Annotated in this window: 16 protein-coding genes and 1 pseudogene; 5 read left to right on the forward strand and 12 right to left on the reverse strand. The window is 67.4% G+C overall.

Annotation, left to right across the window (positions count from 1 at the left end):
- Nucleotides 1-215: 215 nt before the first annotated feature.
- From GPZ80_RS26305 to GPZ80_RS26360, 12 genes and pseudogenes are all read right to left on the reverse strand, one after another.
- The gene (locus GPZ80_RS26305; RefSeq protein WP_187223781.1) at nt 216-1136 is read right to left on the reverse strand and encodes a hypothetical protein; all 921 of its coding nucleotides are present in this window, start codon (nt 1134-1136) and stop codon (nt 216-218) included.
- Nucleotides 1133-1969: a hypothetical protein gene (locus tag GPZ80_RS26310; RefSeq protein ID WP_187223782.1), complete on the reverse strand. Its 837-nt coding sequence runs from the start codon at nt 1967-1969 to the stop codon at nt 1133-1135. Before GPZ80_RS26310 ends, GPZ80_RS26305 begins: the two co-directional genes overlap by 4 nt.
- The gene (locus tag GPZ80_RS26315; RefSeq protein WP_187223783.1) at nt 1941-2714 is read right to left on the reverse strand and encodes a TIGR04255 family protein; all 774 of its coding nucleotides are present in this window, start codon (nt 2712-2714) and stop codon (nt 1941-1943) included. The genes GPZ80_RS26310 and GPZ80_RS26315 overlap by 29 nt, the downstream gene beginning before the upstream one ends.
- A 334-nt stretch (nt 2715-3048) precedes the next feature.
- Nucleotides 3049-3554 (reverse strand): annotated as a pseudogene (locus GPZ80_RS26320) (dual-specificity RNA methyltransferase RlmN); the annotation flags it as partial.
- Between the two features lie 145 nt (nt 3555-3699).
- On the reverse strand, nt 3700-4218 hold the full coding sequence (locus GPZ80_RS26325) for a DUF5956 family protein (RefSeq protein WP_187223784.1): 519 nt from the start codon (nt 4216-4218) through the stop codon (nt 3700-3702).
- Between the two features lie 88 nt (nt 4219-4306).
- Nucleotides 4307-5035, reverse strand: coding sequence for a hypothetical protein (locus GPZ80_RS26330; protein WP_187223785.1), 729 nt, complete (start codon nt 5033-5035; stop codon nt 4307-4309).
- A 639-nt stretch (nt 5036-5674) separates the two neighbouring features.
- A complete protein-coding gene (gene rlmN, locus GPZ80_RS26335; RefSeq protein ID WP_187223786.1) occupies nt 5675-6781 on the reverse strand; it encodes a dual-specificity RNA methyltransferase RlmN in 1107 nt (368 codons plus the stop codon).
- Between the two features lie 80 nt (nt 6782-6861).
- A complete protein-coding gene (locus GPZ80_RS26340) occupies nt 6862-9408 on the reverse strand; it encodes a phosphocholine-specific phospholipase C (protein WP_187223787.1) in 2547 nt (848 codons plus the stop codon).
- A gap of 46 nt (nt 9409-9454) precedes the next feature.
- Complete coding sequence (locus GPZ80_RS26345) at nt 9455-10273, reverse strand: carbohydrate ABC transporter permease (RefSeq protein WP_187223852.1); 819 nt, start codon at nt 10271-10273, stop codon at nt 9455-9457.
- Nucleotides 10274-10317: 44 nt separating this feature from the next.
- Nucleotides 10318-11277 (reverse strand): carbohydrate ABC transporter permease, encoded by a 960-nt coding sequence (locus GPZ80_RS26350; protein ID WP_312880587.1) that lies wholly within the window; start codon nt 11275-11277, stop codon nt 10318-10320.
- Between the two features lie 86 nt (nt 11278-11363).
- Nucleotides 11364-12680, reverse strand: a complete 1317-nt coding sequence (locus GPZ80_RS26355) for an ABC transporter substrate-binding protein (protein ID WP_222719895.1) — start codon at nt 12678-12680, stop codon at nt 11364-11366.
- Between the two features lie 202 nt (nt 12681-12882).
- Nucleotides 12883-13668 (reverse strand): DeoR/GlpR family DNA-binding transcription regulator, encoded by a 786-nt coding sequence (locus tag GPZ80_RS26360; RefSeq protein ID WP_187223789.1) that lies wholly within the window; start codon nt 13666-13668, stop codon nt 12883-12885.
- A gap of 198 nt (nt 13669-13866) precedes the next feature.
- Here GPZ80_RS26360 and GPZ80_RS26365 point away from each other — a divergent pair, with 198 nt between their 5' ends.
- From GPZ80_RS26365 to GPZ80_RS26385, 5 genes are read left to right on the forward strand one after another with little or no spacing between them, the layout of a single operon-like run.
- On the forward strand, nt 13867-14757 hold the full coding sequence (locus GPZ80_RS26365; protein WP_187223854.1) for an SIS domain-containing protein: 891 nt from the start codon (nt 13867-13869) through the stop codon (nt 14755-14757).
- Nucleotides 14758-14783: 26 nt separating this feature from the next.
- Nucleotides 14784-15689 carry an ROK family protein gene (locus tag GPZ80_RS26370; protein ID WP_187223790.1) on the forward strand — a complete coding sequence of 302 codons (906 nt, stop codon included), beginning with the start codon at nt 14784-14786 and terminating at the stop codon, nt 15687-15689.
- Nucleotides 15686-16807: an N-acetylglucosamine-6-phosphate deacetylase gene (gene nagA, locus GPZ80_RS26375; protein WP_187223791.1), complete on the forward strand. Its 1122-nt coding sequence runs from the start codon at nt 15686-15688 to the stop codon at nt 16805-16807. The genes GPZ80_RS26370 and nagA overlap by 4 nt, the downstream gene beginning before the upstream one ends.
- A complete protein-coding gene (locus GPZ80_RS26380) occupies nt 16804-17730 on the forward strand; it encodes a 1-phosphofructokinase family hexose kinase (protein WP_187223792.1) in 927 nt (308 codons plus the stop codon). Before nagA ends, GPZ80_RS26380 begins: the two co-directional genes overlap by 4 nt.
- Entirely contained in the window at nt 17711-18547 is an 837-nt protein-coding gene (locus GPZ80_RS26385) for a class II fructose-bisphosphate aldolase (RefSeq protein ID WP_187223793.1), read from the forward strand. The genes GPZ80_RS26380 and GPZ80_RS26385 overlap by 20 nt, the downstream gene beginning before the upstream one ends.
- The last annotated feature ends 83 nt before the right edge of the window (nt 18548-18630 follow it).

Consider the following 18630-nt stretch of genomic DNA (forward strand, 5'->3'; position numbering starts at 1 on the left):
CCACGCGCTTGTAATTGGCGAGGGGTTCGCCCATGGCAACGCACTTACAACGTCACCATCCCCGACAAACTCCCTCGGACGGCGCAAGCCTGGCATCCAATCTGACGGAGAGTCCTGTGATCTACAAACCCGTCGCGGACGTGCCGTACGCATCCAGAGTTACCGAAACACGCAAATGCAAGATCCTGGTCGAATCCAGCAGAAATCTCGTGACACTACCCCGGACTGACCCGAAGAAGGGGTAGCGTGGTCATTCGTCGATATTCTGATAGCCTTACACTGGAGAGAGCCCGCGCTTCGAATGATTGCAGAATTATATTATGCTGTGCACCCACTGAACGCGCCGTGTCCCACCAGGAGCGCCACCACTCGGCGACCTCATCGTCAAGCTCACCCTCGGTGATCAGAGTGACCCGAGCGACGCTCGGCGCAAGATAGTCATCCAGCTCAATCGCAACTTCAGACACCTGCTCGTCCATACGATGGAACATGGCGGCGTCTTCTTTTTGCAAGATCTTTAGGCTGTCGCCAAGCGGGAGTTGGATCGCATCCACAAACGTTTTCGCGAAAGCGGGGCGACATCGAATTTTGGCTATCCTCTCACCGACGCAACTACCCGCTCGACCATGCCCAAAAGCGGCGATTGGTGTACGCCCTGCCAGCCACCCCTTCTCGACTGGCATTTCGATTCTAAGGTCAGCCACCCAGAATCCGTCGGGGAGTGCATCCATGTACAGGTAATGCAGGGGACCTTTTCCCTGGCGCAGCAACTTTCGTATGCCGCCATCAAGATCGCTTCTTTCCTCTACCGGTGCAATCTGAACCCATGGTTTGACCGCCGGGTAAGGCTCCTCTTCCACGAGATCACATGTTTGCGTTGTGATCAAGCCGTAGCGCGGGTTAGCCCCCTCAGGCATCTCGATTAGTTCTGGCCCATCATGGCCGTCGACATAGGCCGCAGTTCGCTTCCAAACCGGACGATCAGGATCCGCGAAATAGAAGAACGGCGGATCGGCAACTATATCGCCTTGGGCGAACTTTGCCATCTCATTTAAAACACCGACAGGCCAGGATTCCCTGTCAACAGGTAGGCCATCATCGATAGATGGCAGTTTCTGAATCTCACCTGTTGTCATTCTGGCGGCGTTCTACGTCGGACAGGTGGGCGAACGAAAACTTCGTGCCCGCCCGCAGACCTTCGGATCCTTGAAGTCTCTTCGTGCTGCTCGTATTCCGGCTCAAATGTCAAAATCTGAGCCTTTTGGAAGAGCAACGACTGGGCCGAGTTCTGAACTTTCGAGCGTCCTGCAGACGTCCGCAACAGTTCCCTGCGTGCACAGTTTTCCTCGTCAGCCTGCGCCAGCCATACCAAAGCGCCAACTTTTCCCAGATGATGAACGAGCGCACCCACTAGCCCATGAATTTCGAATAAGCCACGAACCGTCTTTGGATACGCGCTCGCGCCTCCACGCCAATTAGACAAATTGCGTCGCGAGAAACCAGCGAGTTCGGCGACCTCTTCTTCTGTACAATCCAACCACGATGCGAGCTCTGTAACAGCAAGAACAGCTCGTGTGGTGTTCCCCTGGCGCTTCTCGGGCGACGAGCGAGCAACCCGAGTTGTTCCCGCGACAGCCATCGGTGCTAGGAGGCCGGCGACCGATGCGGCAGTTCGAATGACGGATGCCGCCATCGAGGGATGCACCCAGGTCGCATGTAGCACTCCTGTGACAGCGATCGACGTCAGCGCTTCGCGCAACACCGGCCTGGACAGTCGCTCCGCAAGATCGTGGGCAAGCAGCAGGAGCGGCGAGGCTAGCTCAACCTGTGTGGCCATGAAGCCAGACTCAAGCACCGTCGAGGCTTCTGGTTCCAACAGCGGTGTGCACTCGGTTCCATCCAGCGCAAGCGGGTCACGCGCCTCGACCAAAGGGGTCCGATCAAGAGTTGGCACCAGCGTGAGTGTCATGTTCTGCCTCCCCCTCTATTAACCTCTTGATCAAGGCAGGCGTTACAGCAGTCTGGAAGATTTGCAGCGCCAAGCGATGAAGACTGTGGGCACCTTCGAGTACATCGTCCGCGTCAAAGGCTCTTGAGTCACCTCTGGAGCAGTCGGTATCCAGAACATACGGCCAACCGCCAGAGTCGTCAGCTTCGACACCATGACGCAGCAAAACTTGACTGCCGTTTGGCCCTTGCAGTTGCACAGCCTGCTGTTGCCCTCTGATCGAAGCGCCAAGCTGGGTGTTCAGAAGTGGCCCGAGCAATCGATCATCGATGTATCCCTGCCAGTCCAGCGGGCGAGCGATGTCGGGGAGCTTGATCCGATCGATGTACCTCAGGCCAAGTCTTAGCTCCGCTGCGGGCTTTAGATGCTCATGAACCGCTCTGACTAGCGGCTCGAGTCGGTCCCGAAAGTCAGTCCACGAGGTGTAGCCGCTCGACTCCAGGGCAAAGGATTCGGGGCGAAGTGAGACAGTCCAGCCGGTGACGTCTCGCGATCGAAGCCGCCAACCGTGCTGTTCCAGAGGCGTTGACAGGGGACTGACGCCTTCTGGGCTCGCCAGGAACTCGATCTGCTGCTGTCTGGCTTCCTCCAACTTGTAGTCGCCAAGCGCTTCGCGAATCGCGAGCGCCTTGGTCACGTCCGCAACAGCAAGGTTGCGCTCGTGGCGCACCTGGCAAACAACCAACTGAAGCGGCGAATTAGTCAACTGTTCAGTTGACGGGTTCGGCAAAGCTAGTGGTCGCGACACATCGGCTCATCCCTGGGAAACTTGTGGGAAACTTGTTCTAAGTGTAGAGCCACCGAGGCATCCACATACGGCCCCCAAGTATGTTTCTTTGCGTAAGCACACGCTTGTTCGAGGCGCTCAGCGCCAGCTCGCTGGGCGCGTATCCGCAGGTCAATGGTGTGAGACAGCGTCAGGCCATCCATCAGCCTGGTAAGAACGTGCCAAGTGAGCCATCGGACAGGCGGTTAGTGCGCACGGTCGTCCCGTCGGCTGGCGACCGTCTCAGAATCGTGGAACCGACACGGTCCAGCGATCAGCCTTCGGCTGCGAGCTGTCCGCAGGCGGCGGCGATTTCCTGGCCTCGGGTGTCGCGCACAGTGCAGGCGACGCCTTGTGCGTTGACTCGGCGGACGAATTCGCGTTCCACCGGCTTGGGGCTGGCGTCCCACTTGCTACCCGGAGTTGGGTTCAGCGGGATCACGTTGACGTGCACGAGCTGCCCGAGATGCTTGCGCAAGATCTTGCCCAGGAGGTCAGCGCGCCAGGGCTGATCGTTGATGTCTCGGATCAGGGCGTACTCGATGGACACCCGACGGCCGGTGCGGTCGGCATAGCCCCTGGCCGCCTCCAGGACCTCGGCCACCTCCAACGCTCGTTGACCGGCACAAGGGTGTCACGCAGCTCGTCATCCGGCGTGTGCAGCGACACAGCGAGCCTGACCTGCAAGTTCTCCTCGGTGAGCTTTCGGATCGCAGGCACCAACCCGACCGTCGACACCGTCACATGCCGCTGAGAGATGCCCAAGCCATCGGGCGCCGGCGCATTTCGCCGAGGACAAAGCCCCTGCTGGGACACACGCGTGAATGACGGGTTCGTGAAATCCGGCGGCAAGGAGGCTCGTGGGATCAGGACGTGGCGGTGGCCGGTATGCGGGCACACCGCGCCAGGTCACATGCGTTGAGGATCACGGCTGTTCGAGGTCGGCGACGATCCTGGCCAGCAGCGGCGCGATGTCGTGGGGCCTGTTGGCTGTTCCGTGTGGGTCGAGTTCGCGCAGCCGCGTGTTGATCTCGGCGTGGAAGTCTTCGAGGGTGGCGTGGCTGTGGGGAAGTCGCTGGTACCAGCGGTATCCGCGCGGTGGGGCGGGGACGCCGGCGTCCGCGAGGTAGTCCTCGATGTCCTCGTCGATGGTGTCCTGGTCGGCCAGCCCGCGCGGCTCGACGTATTCGGTGGCTCCGTCGTGCCGGATGGTTGTCACGGTCACGGTGTGGTGGGCGAGGTCGAGCAGCCGCACCAAGTGGGCGGGGCCGTTGTACCAGGCGATGAGCATGGTGAAACCAGTGTCGGGGACCTGGTGGTAAACCTCACCATCGACGGTGACGGTCGCCGTCGGGCCCCCGGCGCCGGGGGCTGCGGTGACGCGGATGTCGACCGGCAGTTCCCGAACGTGATCCCACTTGCGGCTGTGGCCGGACACAGTCATCGCCCCTACCCTTCAGCGCCAATGCCGTGGCTGCTCGACCCGGCCAGAGTCGAGCAGCCACGAGCATGCTCAAGACGCTACGCCCCGATCACGGGAAGTAGCAGTTGCCAGTGCCGTAGCAGTTGAAGTAGCGGCTTTCCAGGGTGCCCATCGTGTATTGCGGGTAGCCGTTGGGGGTGAAGGAGCCGTTGACCGCTCCGTAGTACTCGTTGGAGTTGTTGAGCCGGTTTCCGTAGAGCAAGCCGCTGCCCCACCGATAACTGACGTACGGAGATCCGGCGCCGTGGACGCCGCAGTTGTTGTCCGGCCAGTTGCTGATCTCCTCCCAGCAGTTGACCCGCACGTTGGAGAACTGCAGGCCAGGCCCAGTGTCGCGAATCAGGGTGACCCGCCACTGCGCCTGGCGACCGTTGAGGTTGGTACGCAGCACGACGTCGAAGGTGCCGATCACACCCTGCGAGTTGCCGTAGGCGGCGTTGCCCTTGGTCTCACCGATATAGCTGCTGATCTTGCGGTGGCAGATGCTGCCGTTCTCGCACCAGGTGTCGTAGTCGTCGAGCGTGCCGACCGGCCCGTCGATCTGCGCTGGAATGGCCGCAGCGATCGGAGTGAACTGGCCGCTGGGCTTGCCCGCCGCGTCCGTGGTGACCGTGAGCCCCGTCGGCATGCACGTCCACGCCTTCGCTCCGGTCTTCTTCGCCGCCTGGACACACGGTGCCAGGGCGGCCGCTGCGGAGTCGGTCTTGCCTTGCCCCGCCGTGGCGGGTGTGCTCGCCTGCGCCGCCGGGACGGCCAGCGCCGCGAGGGCGCCTGTCATCAGGGCGACAATCGATAACCGTGCATTTATGAACATTTCGGATTCCTTCCCCAGAACCAGGTATTCCCCAGAACTCCCCGACCTGGCCCGGCCACTCTTCTCCCCCACCCCGCCGCCGACAACGGTCTGGCCGCCACGCAACCCCAACAGCCCACCACCGCGACCCGAACCGCCTCACCCACACGACGCCCACCGATACCGACAGTCGGAGTTCGGCGACCCGCAGGCCACGGAGTCGCCCAAACAGCCCAAATCGTTGATTAGCACGGCCGGTCCTGTGTTGCCGTCTGCGGCGACGGCTGAATGCCGGACTGTGGAACTCGGATCGTCGCAGGCTCCCTGCCCCCCGGTCCCTATCGAGCGCCGCCGCTCCTGGCCTGCCTGGCCGAGCTATCCGAATCGATCTACCCGTAGTTGTCGTCGGCGTCGATTCCGACGACTCCTCACGGGAACTCGCCTACGCGGCCGATGCCGCGTGGAGCGACACCGAAGGCGCGTTCGGCGGGCAGTTGATGAGCTCGAACACGCCCATGACCAAGGAGATGGTGTTCGCCGTGTCATCCCCGCGCGCAACGGTCTCATCCTGGCCAGCCGTGACGCCTACGGATCCAGCCACGCCTTGCCCGGATCAGTCGCCGGCTAGCCTTCGGCGGCGAGCTGACCGCAGGCCGCGGCGATCTCCTGGCCTCGGGTATCACGCACGGTGCAGGCGACCCCACCCTCGTTGACCCGGCGGACGAACTCGCGCTCGACCGGTTTCGGGCTGGCATCCCACTTGCTGCCCGGCGTCGGGTTCAGCGGGATCACGTTGACGTGAGCGAGCTGACCCAGGTACTTGCGAAGGAGCTTGGCGAGCAGGTCCGCGCGCCACGGGTGGTCGTTGATGTCGCGGATCAGGGCGTACTCGATCGACACCCGGCGACCGGTCTTGTCGGCGTAGTCGCGGGCCGCTTCCAGGACCTCGGCGACCTTCCACCGGTTGTTCACCGGAACCAGTGTGTCGCGCAGCTCGTCATCCGGGGTGTGCAGCGACACCGCGAGCCGCACCTGCAGCCCCTCATCGGTCAGCTTCCGGATCGCCGGAACCAACCCGACCGTCGAGACCGTCACCGAGCGCTGCGAAATGCCCAGGCCCTCCGGCACCGGATCACAGATCCGGTGCACCGCATCGATCACACGACGGAGGTTGGCGAGGGGTTCGCCCATGCCCATGAAGACGATGTTCGACAGCCTGCCGGGACCGCCGGGCAGTTCGCCGTCGCGCATCGCGGCGGCGCCCATGCGGACCTGGTCGACGATCTCCGCCGTCGACAGGTTGCGGGTCAGGCCCGCCTGGCCGGTGGCGCAGAACGGGCAGGCCATGCCGCAACCCGCCTGGCTGGAGATGCACAGCGTGGCGCGGCCCGGGTAGCGCATGAGGACGCTCTCGATGAGCGTTCCGTCGTGGGCGCGGAGCAGGGTCTTGCGGGTGGTGCCCTCGTCACAGGTGACCTTGCGGATCACGGTGAACAGCGACGGCATCAGCGAGGCGACCAGCTTGTCGCGGCTGGTGGCCGGGATGTCGGTCATCGCCTCCGGGTCGACGGTCAGCCTGCCGAAGTAGTGGTTCGCGAGCTGGGTCGCGCGGAACGGCTTCTCCCCCAGCTCGGCCACGGCGGCGCGGCGCTCGTCGGGGCTGAGGTCGACCAGGTGCCTCGGCGGGAGACCGCGACGAGGTGCGTCGAAAACAAGGGGAAGGGAAGTCATAACCCGCCCATTGTCTCATGCGCGGTCTCGTGCCTGGTGCCCGTGCCGTCCCGCCACCAGGCAGGACGGCGCGGGACGAATCACCAGCCCAGCGCGACCACCTCGGCCGCCGACGTCCACGGACCCCGGTTCCCCGCCTCGGTCAGCGCCCGCAGGCGCACGTACCGAGCCGTAGTCGGCCAGCACCGAACCGTCTTGGACGTGGCGTCGTCGGCGAAGGTGCCCGCCGCCAGCGCACTGCCCCACGTTGTGCCGTCCGTGCTCGCATAGACCTCGTAACGCCCGATGCGGCCATTGGCGCCGCCGTCCTGGCGCGGCATGTAGGTCAGACCGGTCAACGTCCGGGAAGTTCCCAGGTCCAGCACGATCTCGTGCGGCAGTGGGTCCGAGCCGCCGCTCCACTTGGTGTGCCAGATCGTGGTGGTCCTGCGGTCGACCGCGTTCGCGGCGGCTCCATTCTCGCCGACGGTTTCCTGGCTGGAGTACGACCGGACGACCGCCGAGAGCGGGCCCGAGCCCATCACCGGGTCGCTCGTGCTCTCCGCACCGGTCTCCATGTGCCCCGCGAAGCGCCGGACGAAGCCGTCGGTGGTGTCGGCCGTGGCGGTCAGGTCGTACCAGCCAGTCATGCCGTTGCCGGTGCTGAACCAGTCCTCGACGGTGGCCCCCGGATTGACGACGTAGGTCCACGGCCCGCCGCCGCGGTTGTTCGTCCGGACGGTGACCACGCATGCCTTCGCACCCGCGTTGGTCATGGTGAGGTAGACCCGCCCCTCGGCGGGCGAGTAGCGCAACGCGACTTCGGGGTTGGCGTTGCCGGTGGTGGTCGCCGTGACCCGGTTTCCGGCGAAGCGGCGGATGAACCCGTTGGGGCCGTGGACGTTCAGGTCGTACGCGCCCGTCGGCGTGCCGGACTGCCAATAGTCCGTCAAAGTCTTGCCCGCCTCGACGGTGTAGCGCCAAGGTCCGTCAGTGCGGAAAGCGTTTGCGTAGACGTAGAAGTGGGCGCCCGCCGTGCCGGTGTTGGCGAAGTCGATCCAGAACCTGTCCGCGGCGACCCGGCCGGACGCGGTCAGGACATACGGCAGCGGCCGCGCGGTTCGCACGCCCGCCTCATGGACCGGGAACGTCTGCACCGCGGGCGGCGCCGGGTTCGTGCCCTTGGGTCCGGAGGTGAGCACGGGCGTGGGCAGCGTCGGGTAGGTGGTGTTCGGCGCCGTCGTGTCCAGAGTGGACGTCAGGTCACCGCACACCGCGCGCCGCCACGGGGAGATGTTCGGCTCGTTGATCCCGGTCCACTTCTCCAGGAACCGCACGACCGAGGTGTGGTCGAAGACCTCCGAACACACCTTGCCGCCGCGGCTCCACGGCGAGATGACCATCATCGGCACCCGCATGCCCAGGCCAATCGGCTCACTGCCGACGAGTTCGTCGGTGGTGGCCACGGTGCTGCGGCCCTCGGAGTCGCTGACCGGCGGGGCGGGTGGCGGCATGTGGTCGAAGAACCCGCCTTCCTCGTCGTACATCAGCAGGAAGACCGTCTTGTTCCACACCTGCGGCTTTGACGCGATCGCGTCCAGGGTGCGCTTGACCAGGTCCGCTCCGGTGTTGGGCCCCCAGTACGGGTGCTCGGTCAGCGGTTCCGGCGCGACGATCCAGGAGACCGCGGGCAGCTTGCCCGCGTCGATGTCGGCCTTGAACGCGGGCACGAGTTGGTCGGGCCGCTCGCGGTGCAGGCCGCGGTCGTAAAGGCTCCGCTCGGCGGCGGTCAGCGTGTTCACGCCGAGCGCGAGGTCGGCGAGCAGCTTCTGTTGGTCGGCCACCGAGGCCTTCGCCACGGCGTAGTAGAAGTACTCCAGCTTGGTGTACGGATTGCCGTTGGCGTCCCTGGTCTTCGCCAAGGCCTTGCGCCCCACGGCCATGAGGCTGATGAAGTAGTCGAGCGAGTTGTCACCGTAGTTGTCCCACTCCTGGTAGACCTTCCAGGTCTTGCCCGCCGCCTGCAGCCGCTCGGCGTAGGTGGTCCAGGAGTAGCCGATGTGGCCCGGGTTCCCCCAGGAGTCATTGCCGATGGCGCGGGTCGTGCCATCCGGCTCGTACCCGATCTTGCCGGTGAACATGTACATCCGGTTCGGGTTGGTCGGGCCCATCTCCGAGCAGTGGTATGCGTCGCAGACGGTGAAGGCGTCGGCCAGCTGGTGGTAGAAAGGCAGCGCGGAGCGGGTGTGGTAGGTCAGCCCCCGGTTTCCCTTATGCGCATGCCACTGGTTGTGCTTGCCCTTGTTCCATGCGCCGTGTCCGCCGGTCCAGTTGTGGTTGACGTCAGCCAGGAATTGGTCGCTTACCTCATAGGGCAGCAGCTCACCGGTTCCCGCCGGCTGGTAGAAGACCGATTTGCCATTGGGCAGCTTGATCGCGGCCGGGTCGGCGAATCCGCGCACGCCCTTGAGCGTGCCCAGGTAATGGTCGAAGGAGCGGTTTTCTTGCATGAAGACCACCACGTGCTCGATGACCTCGAGACCGCCGGTAGGTGCTTCCGCGGCGAGCGCGACGCGCACGCTTTCCGGTAGCAACGCGAAAGCGGCCGCCGAACCGGCAGCCGCTTTCAACATCGTACGTCGCTTCACTGTTCTCTCCTCGGCAGGGGACGGGGAAAAACGCGACTCACTGGGTTTACTTCACGGCGCCCGCGGTCAGGCCCGAACGCCAGAAGCGCTGCAGCAGAATGAAAGCGATGATGAGCGGGATGACGGAGACCGCCGCGCCGGTGACAGTCAGCCCGTAGTTCGACGTCGTGCGCAGGCTGTCCCAGTACGTGAGACCGACGGTGATCGGCCACAGTTCGTCGTCCTGCAGCATCACCATCGGCAGCAGCAGGTTGTTCCAGATCTCGACCAGCTGGAAGAGGAACACCGTGACCAGCGCCGGGGACATGACTCGAAGCGAGACGGTGAAGAAGATCCTCGTGTCGCTCGCGCCATCGATGCGGCCTGCCTCGATCAGCTCGTCGGGCACCGAGGCCGCGGCGTACACGCGGCACAGGTAGACCCCGAACGGGGAGACGATACTGGGCAGGAAGACAGCCCAGAAAGTGTTCACCATGTCCAATTTGGCGAACATGAGGTAAAGCGGAAGTGCCAGCATCACCTTGGGAACCAGCACGGCGGCGATGATCACGCCGAACACCGCTTCCTTGCCGCGGAACTGGTACTTGGCGAGCACATAGCCTGCCGCGGCGGAGATCAGCGTGCTCACGACCGCGCCCACACCCGCGTAGAGAATGGTGTTGCCGACCCAGGTGAGGAACACACCGTCGTCGGCCTTGAACAGGTTCGTGAGGTTCGTCCACAGCTGGATGTCGGCGAACCAGAAACCGTTGGTGGAGAACAGCTGCCCGGTGCTCTTGGTCGACGAGACCAGCAGCCACCACAGGGGCAGCAGGAAGTACACGCTCAGGACGAACAGGAACGCCGTGCCGAGGACCTGTCCCATGGTGTAGGTCCGGGCACCCTTGCGCGCGGTCGTCGGTGCCGACATCAGACTGCCTTCCTGCGGGCGAAGCGGAGGATCAAGAACGACACCAGGAACGTCCCCAGTGCGAGCACGACGGACACGGCCGCGGCGAAGTTGTAGTCGCTGTTCTCCAGACCGGCGGTCTGCGCGAGCATCAGCGGGGTGTACTTGGAGTCGATCGCGGGCGCGATGTGCTTGACGATGGCGGGCTCGTTGTAGAGCTGCAGGGTGCCGATCACCGACATCACCGCCGTGAGCGTGATCGCGGGGCGCACCAGCGGGATCTTGATCCGCCAGGCGATCTGCCAGCCACTGGCGCCGTCGAGGCGCGCGGCCTCGTAGATGTCCTCGGGCAGGGCCTGCAGCGCCGAGTAGATGATCAGCATGTTGTAGCCGGTCCACGCCCAGGTCACGATGTTGGCCAGTGACCACAGCACGGTGTCGCCGCCCGTGAAGTCCACGGAGATGCCGAGCAGGGCGAACAGCTTCTGGTACGGGCTCGACCCCGGCGAGTAGAGGAACGACCAGAGCAGCGCCGACACCACGACCGGCAGCGCGAACGGGATGAAGTAGGCGATCCGGAAGAAACCGGGGAACTTGACCACAGTGGAATCGAGCAGCAGGGCCAACAGCAGCGCCAGCCCCAGCATCACCGGAACCTGGACGGCGCCGAACAGGAGCACCCGGCCGATGGCGGTGAGGAACGCGTCGTCGGAGAAGACCCTGGCGAAGTTGTCCAGGCCGGCGAACTCGGTGGTGCTCGGTCCCAGGCCGAGGCCGGACCGCTTGACCGTGTAGAGGCTCTCCACGATCGCATAGGCGATGGGCGCCAGGTACATGGCCACGAACAGCAGGCCGAAGGGGACGAGGAAGCCCACGACGAACTTGCGGTGCGACACCGGCTTGCGCCGTTTCGCGCCACCCGCCTTTGTGGACGTCGGGGCAGGCGGGACGGTGACTTTCCGCGGGGCGACGGTGGGCACGGCGGACCTTCCTTTGTAGATGGTTGGGCGGAATCCGCCCGGACGGCCCGCCCCCGCATCGGGCAGGCCGTCCGGGCGGCGCGGGATCACCCGCCCGCGACCGAGAGGCCCTTCTGCTTGATGGCGCCGACGGTCTTGTCCTGCACGGCCTTCAGCGCGTCGGGCAGCGTGCCGGTGCCGGTGACCGCCTTGCCCGCCGCGTCACCGAAGTCGGTGCTGACCTGGGTCATCGTCGGGCCCCAGCGCCAGCCGGTGTCGGTGTTGTTCGCCGCTTCCTTGAAGGCGGCGCCGAGGTTCTGGCCGGCGAAGTACTCCGACGGGGCGTTGAGCTCGGGAAGGTCGAGCAGCGACTTGGCCGCCGGGTACAGGCCCGCCTTCTCGATCAGGATCTTGTAGGCGGCCGGGTCGGTGCTCATCCACACCGCGAAGTCCCACGCCTGCTTGGGATCCTTGCAGCCCTTGAGCACCGCGGTGGACGAGCCGCCCGCGTTGCCCGCCTTCTTCTCGCCCGCGGTCCACTGCGGCATCGGGGCCACGCCCCACTTGCCCTTGCCGTCGGGGGCGTTGTCCTTGATCAGCGCGGACGCCCAGGAGGCGCCGACGTAGCTGGCGACCTTGCCGCTGTTGACGTCGGCGTTCCACTCCTTGTCGAAGCCCGGCTCGGGCTTGACCAGCTTCTCGGACAGCAGCCGCTGCCAGTACTCGGCGACCTTGGCGGTGTCGCCGCCCGCGACGTCCACCTTCCAGCTCTCACCCTGGGTGCCGAACCACTCGGCGCCGTTCTGCCAGGCGTAGCCGGCGAAGGTGTAGAGGTCGCCGCTGTCGAAGGAGGTGATGAAGTAGCTCGGGTCGGCGGCCTTGATCTTCTTGGCGGCCTGCTCGTACTCGTCCCAGGTGGTGGGGACGGCGACGCCGAAATTCTCGAAGACATCCTTGCGGTAGTAGAGCACCATCGGGCCCGTGTCGACGGGCGCGGCGAAGACGGCCTTGCCCACCTGGACCTGGTTCCAGGTCCAGTCGACGAACTTGCCGCCGTCGCCCGCGGCGTGCGTACCGACGTCGGCCAGCGCGCCCTCCACGACGAAGGTCGGCAGCGTCTCCAGGCCGACCTGGGCCAGACACGGCGCGGAACCGCCCTTCACCGCGTTGAGCATCTGCTGGTAGCCGCCCTTCGAGCCGGACGGCGTCTTGTTGAACTTGACCTTCACGTCGGTGTGCGTGGAGTTGAAGAGGTCGGCGGCTTCCTGGTAGCCGGGTGCCCAGCCCCAGAACTCCACGGTGACCGGACCGGAGGACAGGGGTGCGCTGTCGGGTTCGGGCGAACCCGCGCACGCGGTGACGCCGAGGGCGACCGACGCGGCGGCGGCCAGTGCCGCGAACCGCTTGGACACATCTGGGAACACGGGGGACCTCCGGGCGATCGGCGACGCTGGGCGCGCGAACTTGTTAGATATTGGAGGATTCTGAGCGCAATCGAACATCGAGTCAACAGTTTCGCGCAACATCCCGGTCACGGTCCCTCCATCAGGACGCGGAGACGCGAAGGACCCGCGGAACTAGACCATTCCACGGGTCCGGAGCGGACGGCGTAATCCCCCGCGGGGGTCAGACCTGGTGCACGGCGACGCCCGCCGACTGGAAGGCCGCGATCACGTCCGCGGGCGCGCCTGAGTCGGTGACCAGTGCGTTGATCCCCGACAGCGGACAGATGCGGGTGAACGCGTGCCTGCCCAGCTTCGAGCTGTCGGCGACCACCACGACCTTGCTGGCCCGCTGGACCATCAACGCGTTGATGCTGGCCTCACCCTCGTGGTGGGCGTAGGCCCCGCTGTCCGGATCGAAGGCGTCGACGCCGAGGAACAGGATGTCCAGGCCGATGTCACCGAGCACCCGGGTGGCGAGCGGCCCGGTCAGCTCGAAGGACTGCGGACGCGCCACTCCCCCCGTGACGACCAGCTTGATGTTCTGCCGGACGGCGAGTTCGTTGGCGATGTTGAGCGCGTTGGTCACCACGGTCAGGGTCCGGCCGTCGCTCGTGCGCGCGAGATCGCCGCGGGTGGCGAGGGCCCGCGCCACCTCCGTGGTGGTCGTCCCACCGTTGAGTCCGATTACGTCGCCCTGCGCGACCAGCGCGGCGGCGCACTGCGCGATCTTGGACTTCTCCGGCGCGCGCCTGCCCGACTTGTAGCGCAGCGGCAGTTCGTAGCTCACGTTGTTGACCACGGCGCCACCCCGGGTGCGGGTGAGCAGTTGCTGCTCGGCGAGATGGTCGAGGTCGCGCCGAATGGTCGCCGCGGAGACGGTCAGCCCGGCCGCCAGGTCCTCGATCTCGACCCGGCCGCGCCGGCCGAGGAGCTCGAGCATCGCGCTCAACCGCTCATGCCGGTCCATGTCCACCTCCGTAGGTCGCGAGGACTTCGCGATCCATCCTGTTCGGTATCGGGTGGACCCGCGCATGATTACGCAAGGACCCGACGGAGGACTAGGTTCTCATCACTGCACAAACATGCGCAAAACTGTTTGAAACACGCACGTTTTGTGTAGGATCGAGCACGCACTCAGCAGTCAATCAGAGGAGGTCACGTGGGACTGTCCGCTTCCGCCGAGGAAACCAGCAGCCAGCCGGAGTGCTGGATCCGTGCCGCGGACGCCGTCGCGCAGCACCAGGCGGTGCTGCCGCGCGAAGGCGAGCGGGTGGCCGTGACCGGCTGTGGAACCTCCTGGTTCGTGGCGATGGCCTACGCCTCGCTGCGCGAAGGCGCGGGCCACGGCACCACCGACGCGTTCGCCGCCTCGGAGTTCCCGGTCGGCCGCACGGACTACGACCGGGTCATCGTGATCACCCGCTCGGGCACCACCACCGAGGTGCTCACCCTCCTGGAGGCGCTGCGGGGCGGCGCCAAGACCGTCGCCATCACCGCGACCGAGGGTTCCCCGGTCACCAAGCTGGCCGACCACGCGATCGAGCTGCCGTTCATCGACGAGCGCTCGGTCGTGCAGACCCGGTCCGCGACGTCGGTGCTCGCGCTGCTGCGCGCCTCCCTCGGCGAGGACCTGACCAAGGCCGTCGCCGACGCGCGCGAAGCGCTGACCCGGCCACTGGGCGACCTGCCCGCCGCCGACCAGGTCACCTTCCTCGGGCAGGGCTGGACCGTCGGCCTGGCGCACGAGGCCGCGCTCAAGCTGCGGGAGGCCGCGCAGGTGTGGACCGAGTCGTACCCGGCCATGGAGTACCGGCACGGCCCGGTCAGCATCGCCGAGCCCGGAAGGCTGACGTGGGTGTTCGGCCCGGCCCCCGAAGGCCTGCCCGAGGACGTCGCCGCGACCGGCGCCACCTTCGTCACCGACGACCTCGACCCGATGGCGCAGTTGGTGCTCGCGCACCGGCTCGCGCTCGCCATCGCCGAGCGCAAGGGCCTCGACCCGGACAGCCCGCGCAACCTCACACGGTCGGTGATCCTCGCCGCCACGGGCCAGTGAGTGCCGGTGCGGCTAGCGTCATCCAGGTGAGCCTGGTCGCCGCCGTCGACATCGGCGGCACAAGCATCAAGGCGGCGCTGGTCGACGGCGACCTGCGGGTCCGCCACACCCTGCGCCGCCCGACCCCGTACGGCGCCGACGCGGTGATCGACGCGGTCACCGACGTGCTCGGCGAACTGGACAAACTCGCCGAGATGCCGGTGGCCGCGGCGGGGATCGTGTTCCCCGGGCTGGTCGACGAAGCCGCGGGCATCGCCCGCTTCTCGGTCAACCTGGGCTGGCGCGACCTGGATCTCGCCAAGCTCGCCGACCGCACCGGCAAGCCCACGGCCGTGGGCCACGACGTGCGGGCGGGGGCGCTGGCCGAGTGGCGGCTCGGGGCCGCGAAGGGCTACCAGGACGTCGCCTTCATCCCCGTGGGCACCGGAGTGTCCGCGGCGTTCATCGCCGACGGCCGGATGGTCGTCGCGGGCGGATACGCCGGGGAGATCGGCCACCTCGTCGTCGAACCGGATGGCGAGCCGTGCCCCTGCGGGGGGCGTGGCTGCCTGGAGACGGTGGGCTCGGCGAGTGCGCTTGCCCGCCGCTATAGCGCCCTGACCGGCGAAGACGTGTCCGCCGCGCTGGAGGTCCTGGACCGCATGCGCGCTGGGGACGCCGTCGCCGCGCGGGTGTGGAACCAAGGTGTCGACGCCCTCGCCGACACCTTGGCCACAGTGGTGACCGTGCTCGCACCGGAAGTCGTCGTCATCGGCGGCGGACTTTCCGGCGCGGGCCCGGACCTGTTCGACCCGCTGCGCGAGCGACTCGGCGCGCGGCTGACGTTCCAGCGCGTGCCCACGGTGGTCGCGGCCGCGCTCGGCGACCAGGCGGCCTGCCTCGGCGCCGCCCTGCTCGCCCTGGACCACCTCAAGACCCGGAGCGGTGAATGACGACGGAAGTGCTGAGCGGCGGGCGGATCCTTACCGCCACCGGTTGGCTGGACCGCGGCTGGATCGCGGTCCGCGACGGGCGCGTGGAAGCGCTCGGCGACGGACCGCCGCCCCCGGGCGACACCATCGACCTCGGCGGCGACCCCGTGGTGCCGGGGTTCGTCGACCTGCACGTCCACGGCGGCGGCGGCGCGTCCTTCCAGAACCCGGCGCAAGCCCAGACCGCGCGGGACTTCCACCTCGGACACGGCACGACCACGATCCTGGCCAGCCTGGTGACCGCCCCGGTCGACGACTTGGTCGCCGCGACAGCCGGGCTCGTCCCGCTCGCGCGCGCCGGGGTCATCGCGGGCATCCACCTGGAAGGCCCGTTCCTGGCCGCCTCCCACTGCGGCGCCCACGATCCGACCCTGCTGCTCGACCCTGATCCCGACCTGCTCGAAACGCTGCTCGACGCGGGTGCGGGCGCGGTCCGGGTGGTCACGATCGCGCCCGAGCGGCCCGGTGCGATCGCCGCGATCGCGCTGCTCACCGCCCGCGGTGTCGTGGCGGCGATCGGACACACGGGCGCGGACCTCGCCCGGACCCGGACCGCGATCGACGCGGGCGCGCGGCTCGCCACGCACCTGTTCAACGGGATGCCCGCGATGGGCCACCGCGATCCGGGGCCCGTGCTCGCCCTCCTCGACGACAACCGGGTGACCGTCGAGCTGATCAACGACGGCGTCCACCTGCACCCGGACCTGGTCGCGCATGTGCTGCGCACCAAGAAGTCCAGCGCGCTGATCACCGATGCGATCTCGGCGACCGGCATGGGCGACGGCGAGGTACGGCTCTCCGGGCTCGACGTCCGGGTCGAGTCAGGCGTGGCCCGGCTCGCCAACGGCGGGTCGCTCGCGGGCAGCACGCTGACGATGGACGCGGCCGTGCGCAACGCGGTCGACGCGGGTGTCCCGCTCGCCGAGGCCGCGCGCGCCGCCAGTGCCACCCCCGCGGCGGTGCTCGGGCTGGGCGACCGGATCGGCACGCTCGCCCCCGGGATGGACGCGGACCTGGTGGTGCTCGACGCCCGACTGGGGGTGCGCCGAGTGCTGGCCAAGGGAAGGTGGGTCCGGTGATCGTCACCGTCACCCCGAACGCCGCCCTCGACGTCACCTACGTGGTGCCCGCGCTGCTGCCCAACGGCAGCCACCGGGTGACGTCGGTTCGCAGCCGGGCGGGTGGCAAGGGCATCAACGTGGCCCGAGTGCTTGCCCGCCAAGGGATCCCCGTGATCGCGACCGGCTTGGTCGGTGGCCCGACCGGCAGCCTGCTCGACCGCGACCTGGCCGCCGCACGCGTCGTGTTCCATCCGTACGAGGTCGCCGCGGAGTCTCGGCGCACCGTGACCGTCGTCGCCGACGGCGACGCCACCGTCTTCAACGAGCCCGGCGAGCCGGTCACCGCCGCCGAGTGGGCCGGGTTCCGCGGGCACCTCGCCGGACTGCTCGCCGACGCCCGCCTCGTGGTGCTCTCCGGCAGCCTGCCTCCGGGCCTGGGCTTCGACGCCTACGCCGACCTGGTCCGCGTCGCCCGTGCGCACGGCTGCCGCACCGTCCTCGACACCAGCGGCGACGCGCTGCTGGCGGGGATCGCGGCGGGTGCCGACGTGGTCAAGCCGAACGCGGTCGAGCTGTTCGAGGCTACCGGTGAATCCGACCCGGTGGCGGCGGCGCAGGCGCTGCGCCGGGCGGGAGCGGGCGCGGTCGTGGCCTCGCTCGGGCCTGACGGGATGGTCGCGGTGACCGCGGACGGCTGCTGGCGGGCCCGGCCCGACCGGCGGATCAGCGGCAACCCGACCGGGGCGGGCGACGCGGGTGTCGCGGCGCTCGCGGCGGGGCTGGTGGCCGGAAACCCTTGGCCGGACTTGATTCGCGAGGCGGTGGCGTGGTCCGCGGCCGCGGTCGCCGCGCCCCTCGCGGGAGACATCGACGAGGGCACGCGCGACGAGCTGCGTGCCGGGGTGAACGTGGAGGAACTCGATGCCGCTAGTCGGAACTGACCAGATCGTGGGGCCCGCCCGGGCGGCGGGCCGCGGGGTGGGCGCGTTCAACGTGATCCACCTGGAGCACGCCGAGGCGCTGGTCGAAGGCGCGGCCGCGGCGGGCGCGCCGGTGATCCTGCAGATCAGCGAGAACTGCGTGCGCTACCACGGTGCGCTGGAGCCGATCGCCGTCGCGACCCTCGCGGTGGCGCGGTCGGCTGAGGTGCCGGTGGCCGTGCACCTCGACCACGCGGAGTCGGTGGACCTGGTTCACGAGGCGGTCCGGCTGGGCTTCTCGTCGGTCATGTACGACGGGTCCACTTTGGACTACGAGGCGAACGTGGCGCGCACCCGAGAGGTCGCCGAACACTGTCACCGCAACGGCGTGTGGGTGGAGGCCGAGCTGGGCGAGGTGGGCGGCAAGGACGGGGTGCACGCGCCGGGGGTCCGGACGAATCCGGGTGAGGCGGTCGAGTTCGTCGAGGCGACCGGGGTCGACGCGCTGGCGGTGGCCGTGGGCTCTTCGCACGCGATGCTGACCAGGGACGCGTCCTTGGACTTCGCCCTGATCGGGGACCTTCGGGCGGCCGTGCCGGTTCCACTGGTGCTGCACGGTTCGTCCGGTGTCGCCGACCCGGACCTGGCCGAGGCCGTGCGCTCGGGGATGACGAAGGTCAACATCGCCACTCAGCTGAGCAAGGTCTTCACCGGGGCCGTGCGCGCCTACCTGGCCGAGAACCCGACCACTGTGGACAGTCGCAAGTACGTCGCCGCGGGCCGTGCCGCGGTGAGCAAGGAAGCGGCGCGGCTGCTCGAGGTTCTCGGCGCCCGCTGACCGCGCGATCCCGGCGGGTGCGGCATCCTCGACCGCATCCGCCGGGACCAGCTCTCGTCGTTCGCCGTGCCGCGAACCCGTCG

Source organism: Actinokineospora xionganensis, assembly GCF_014323725.1.
GTDB lineage: Bacteria > Actinomycetota > Actinomycetes > Mycobacteriales > Pseudonocardiaceae > Actinokineospora > Actinokineospora xionganensis.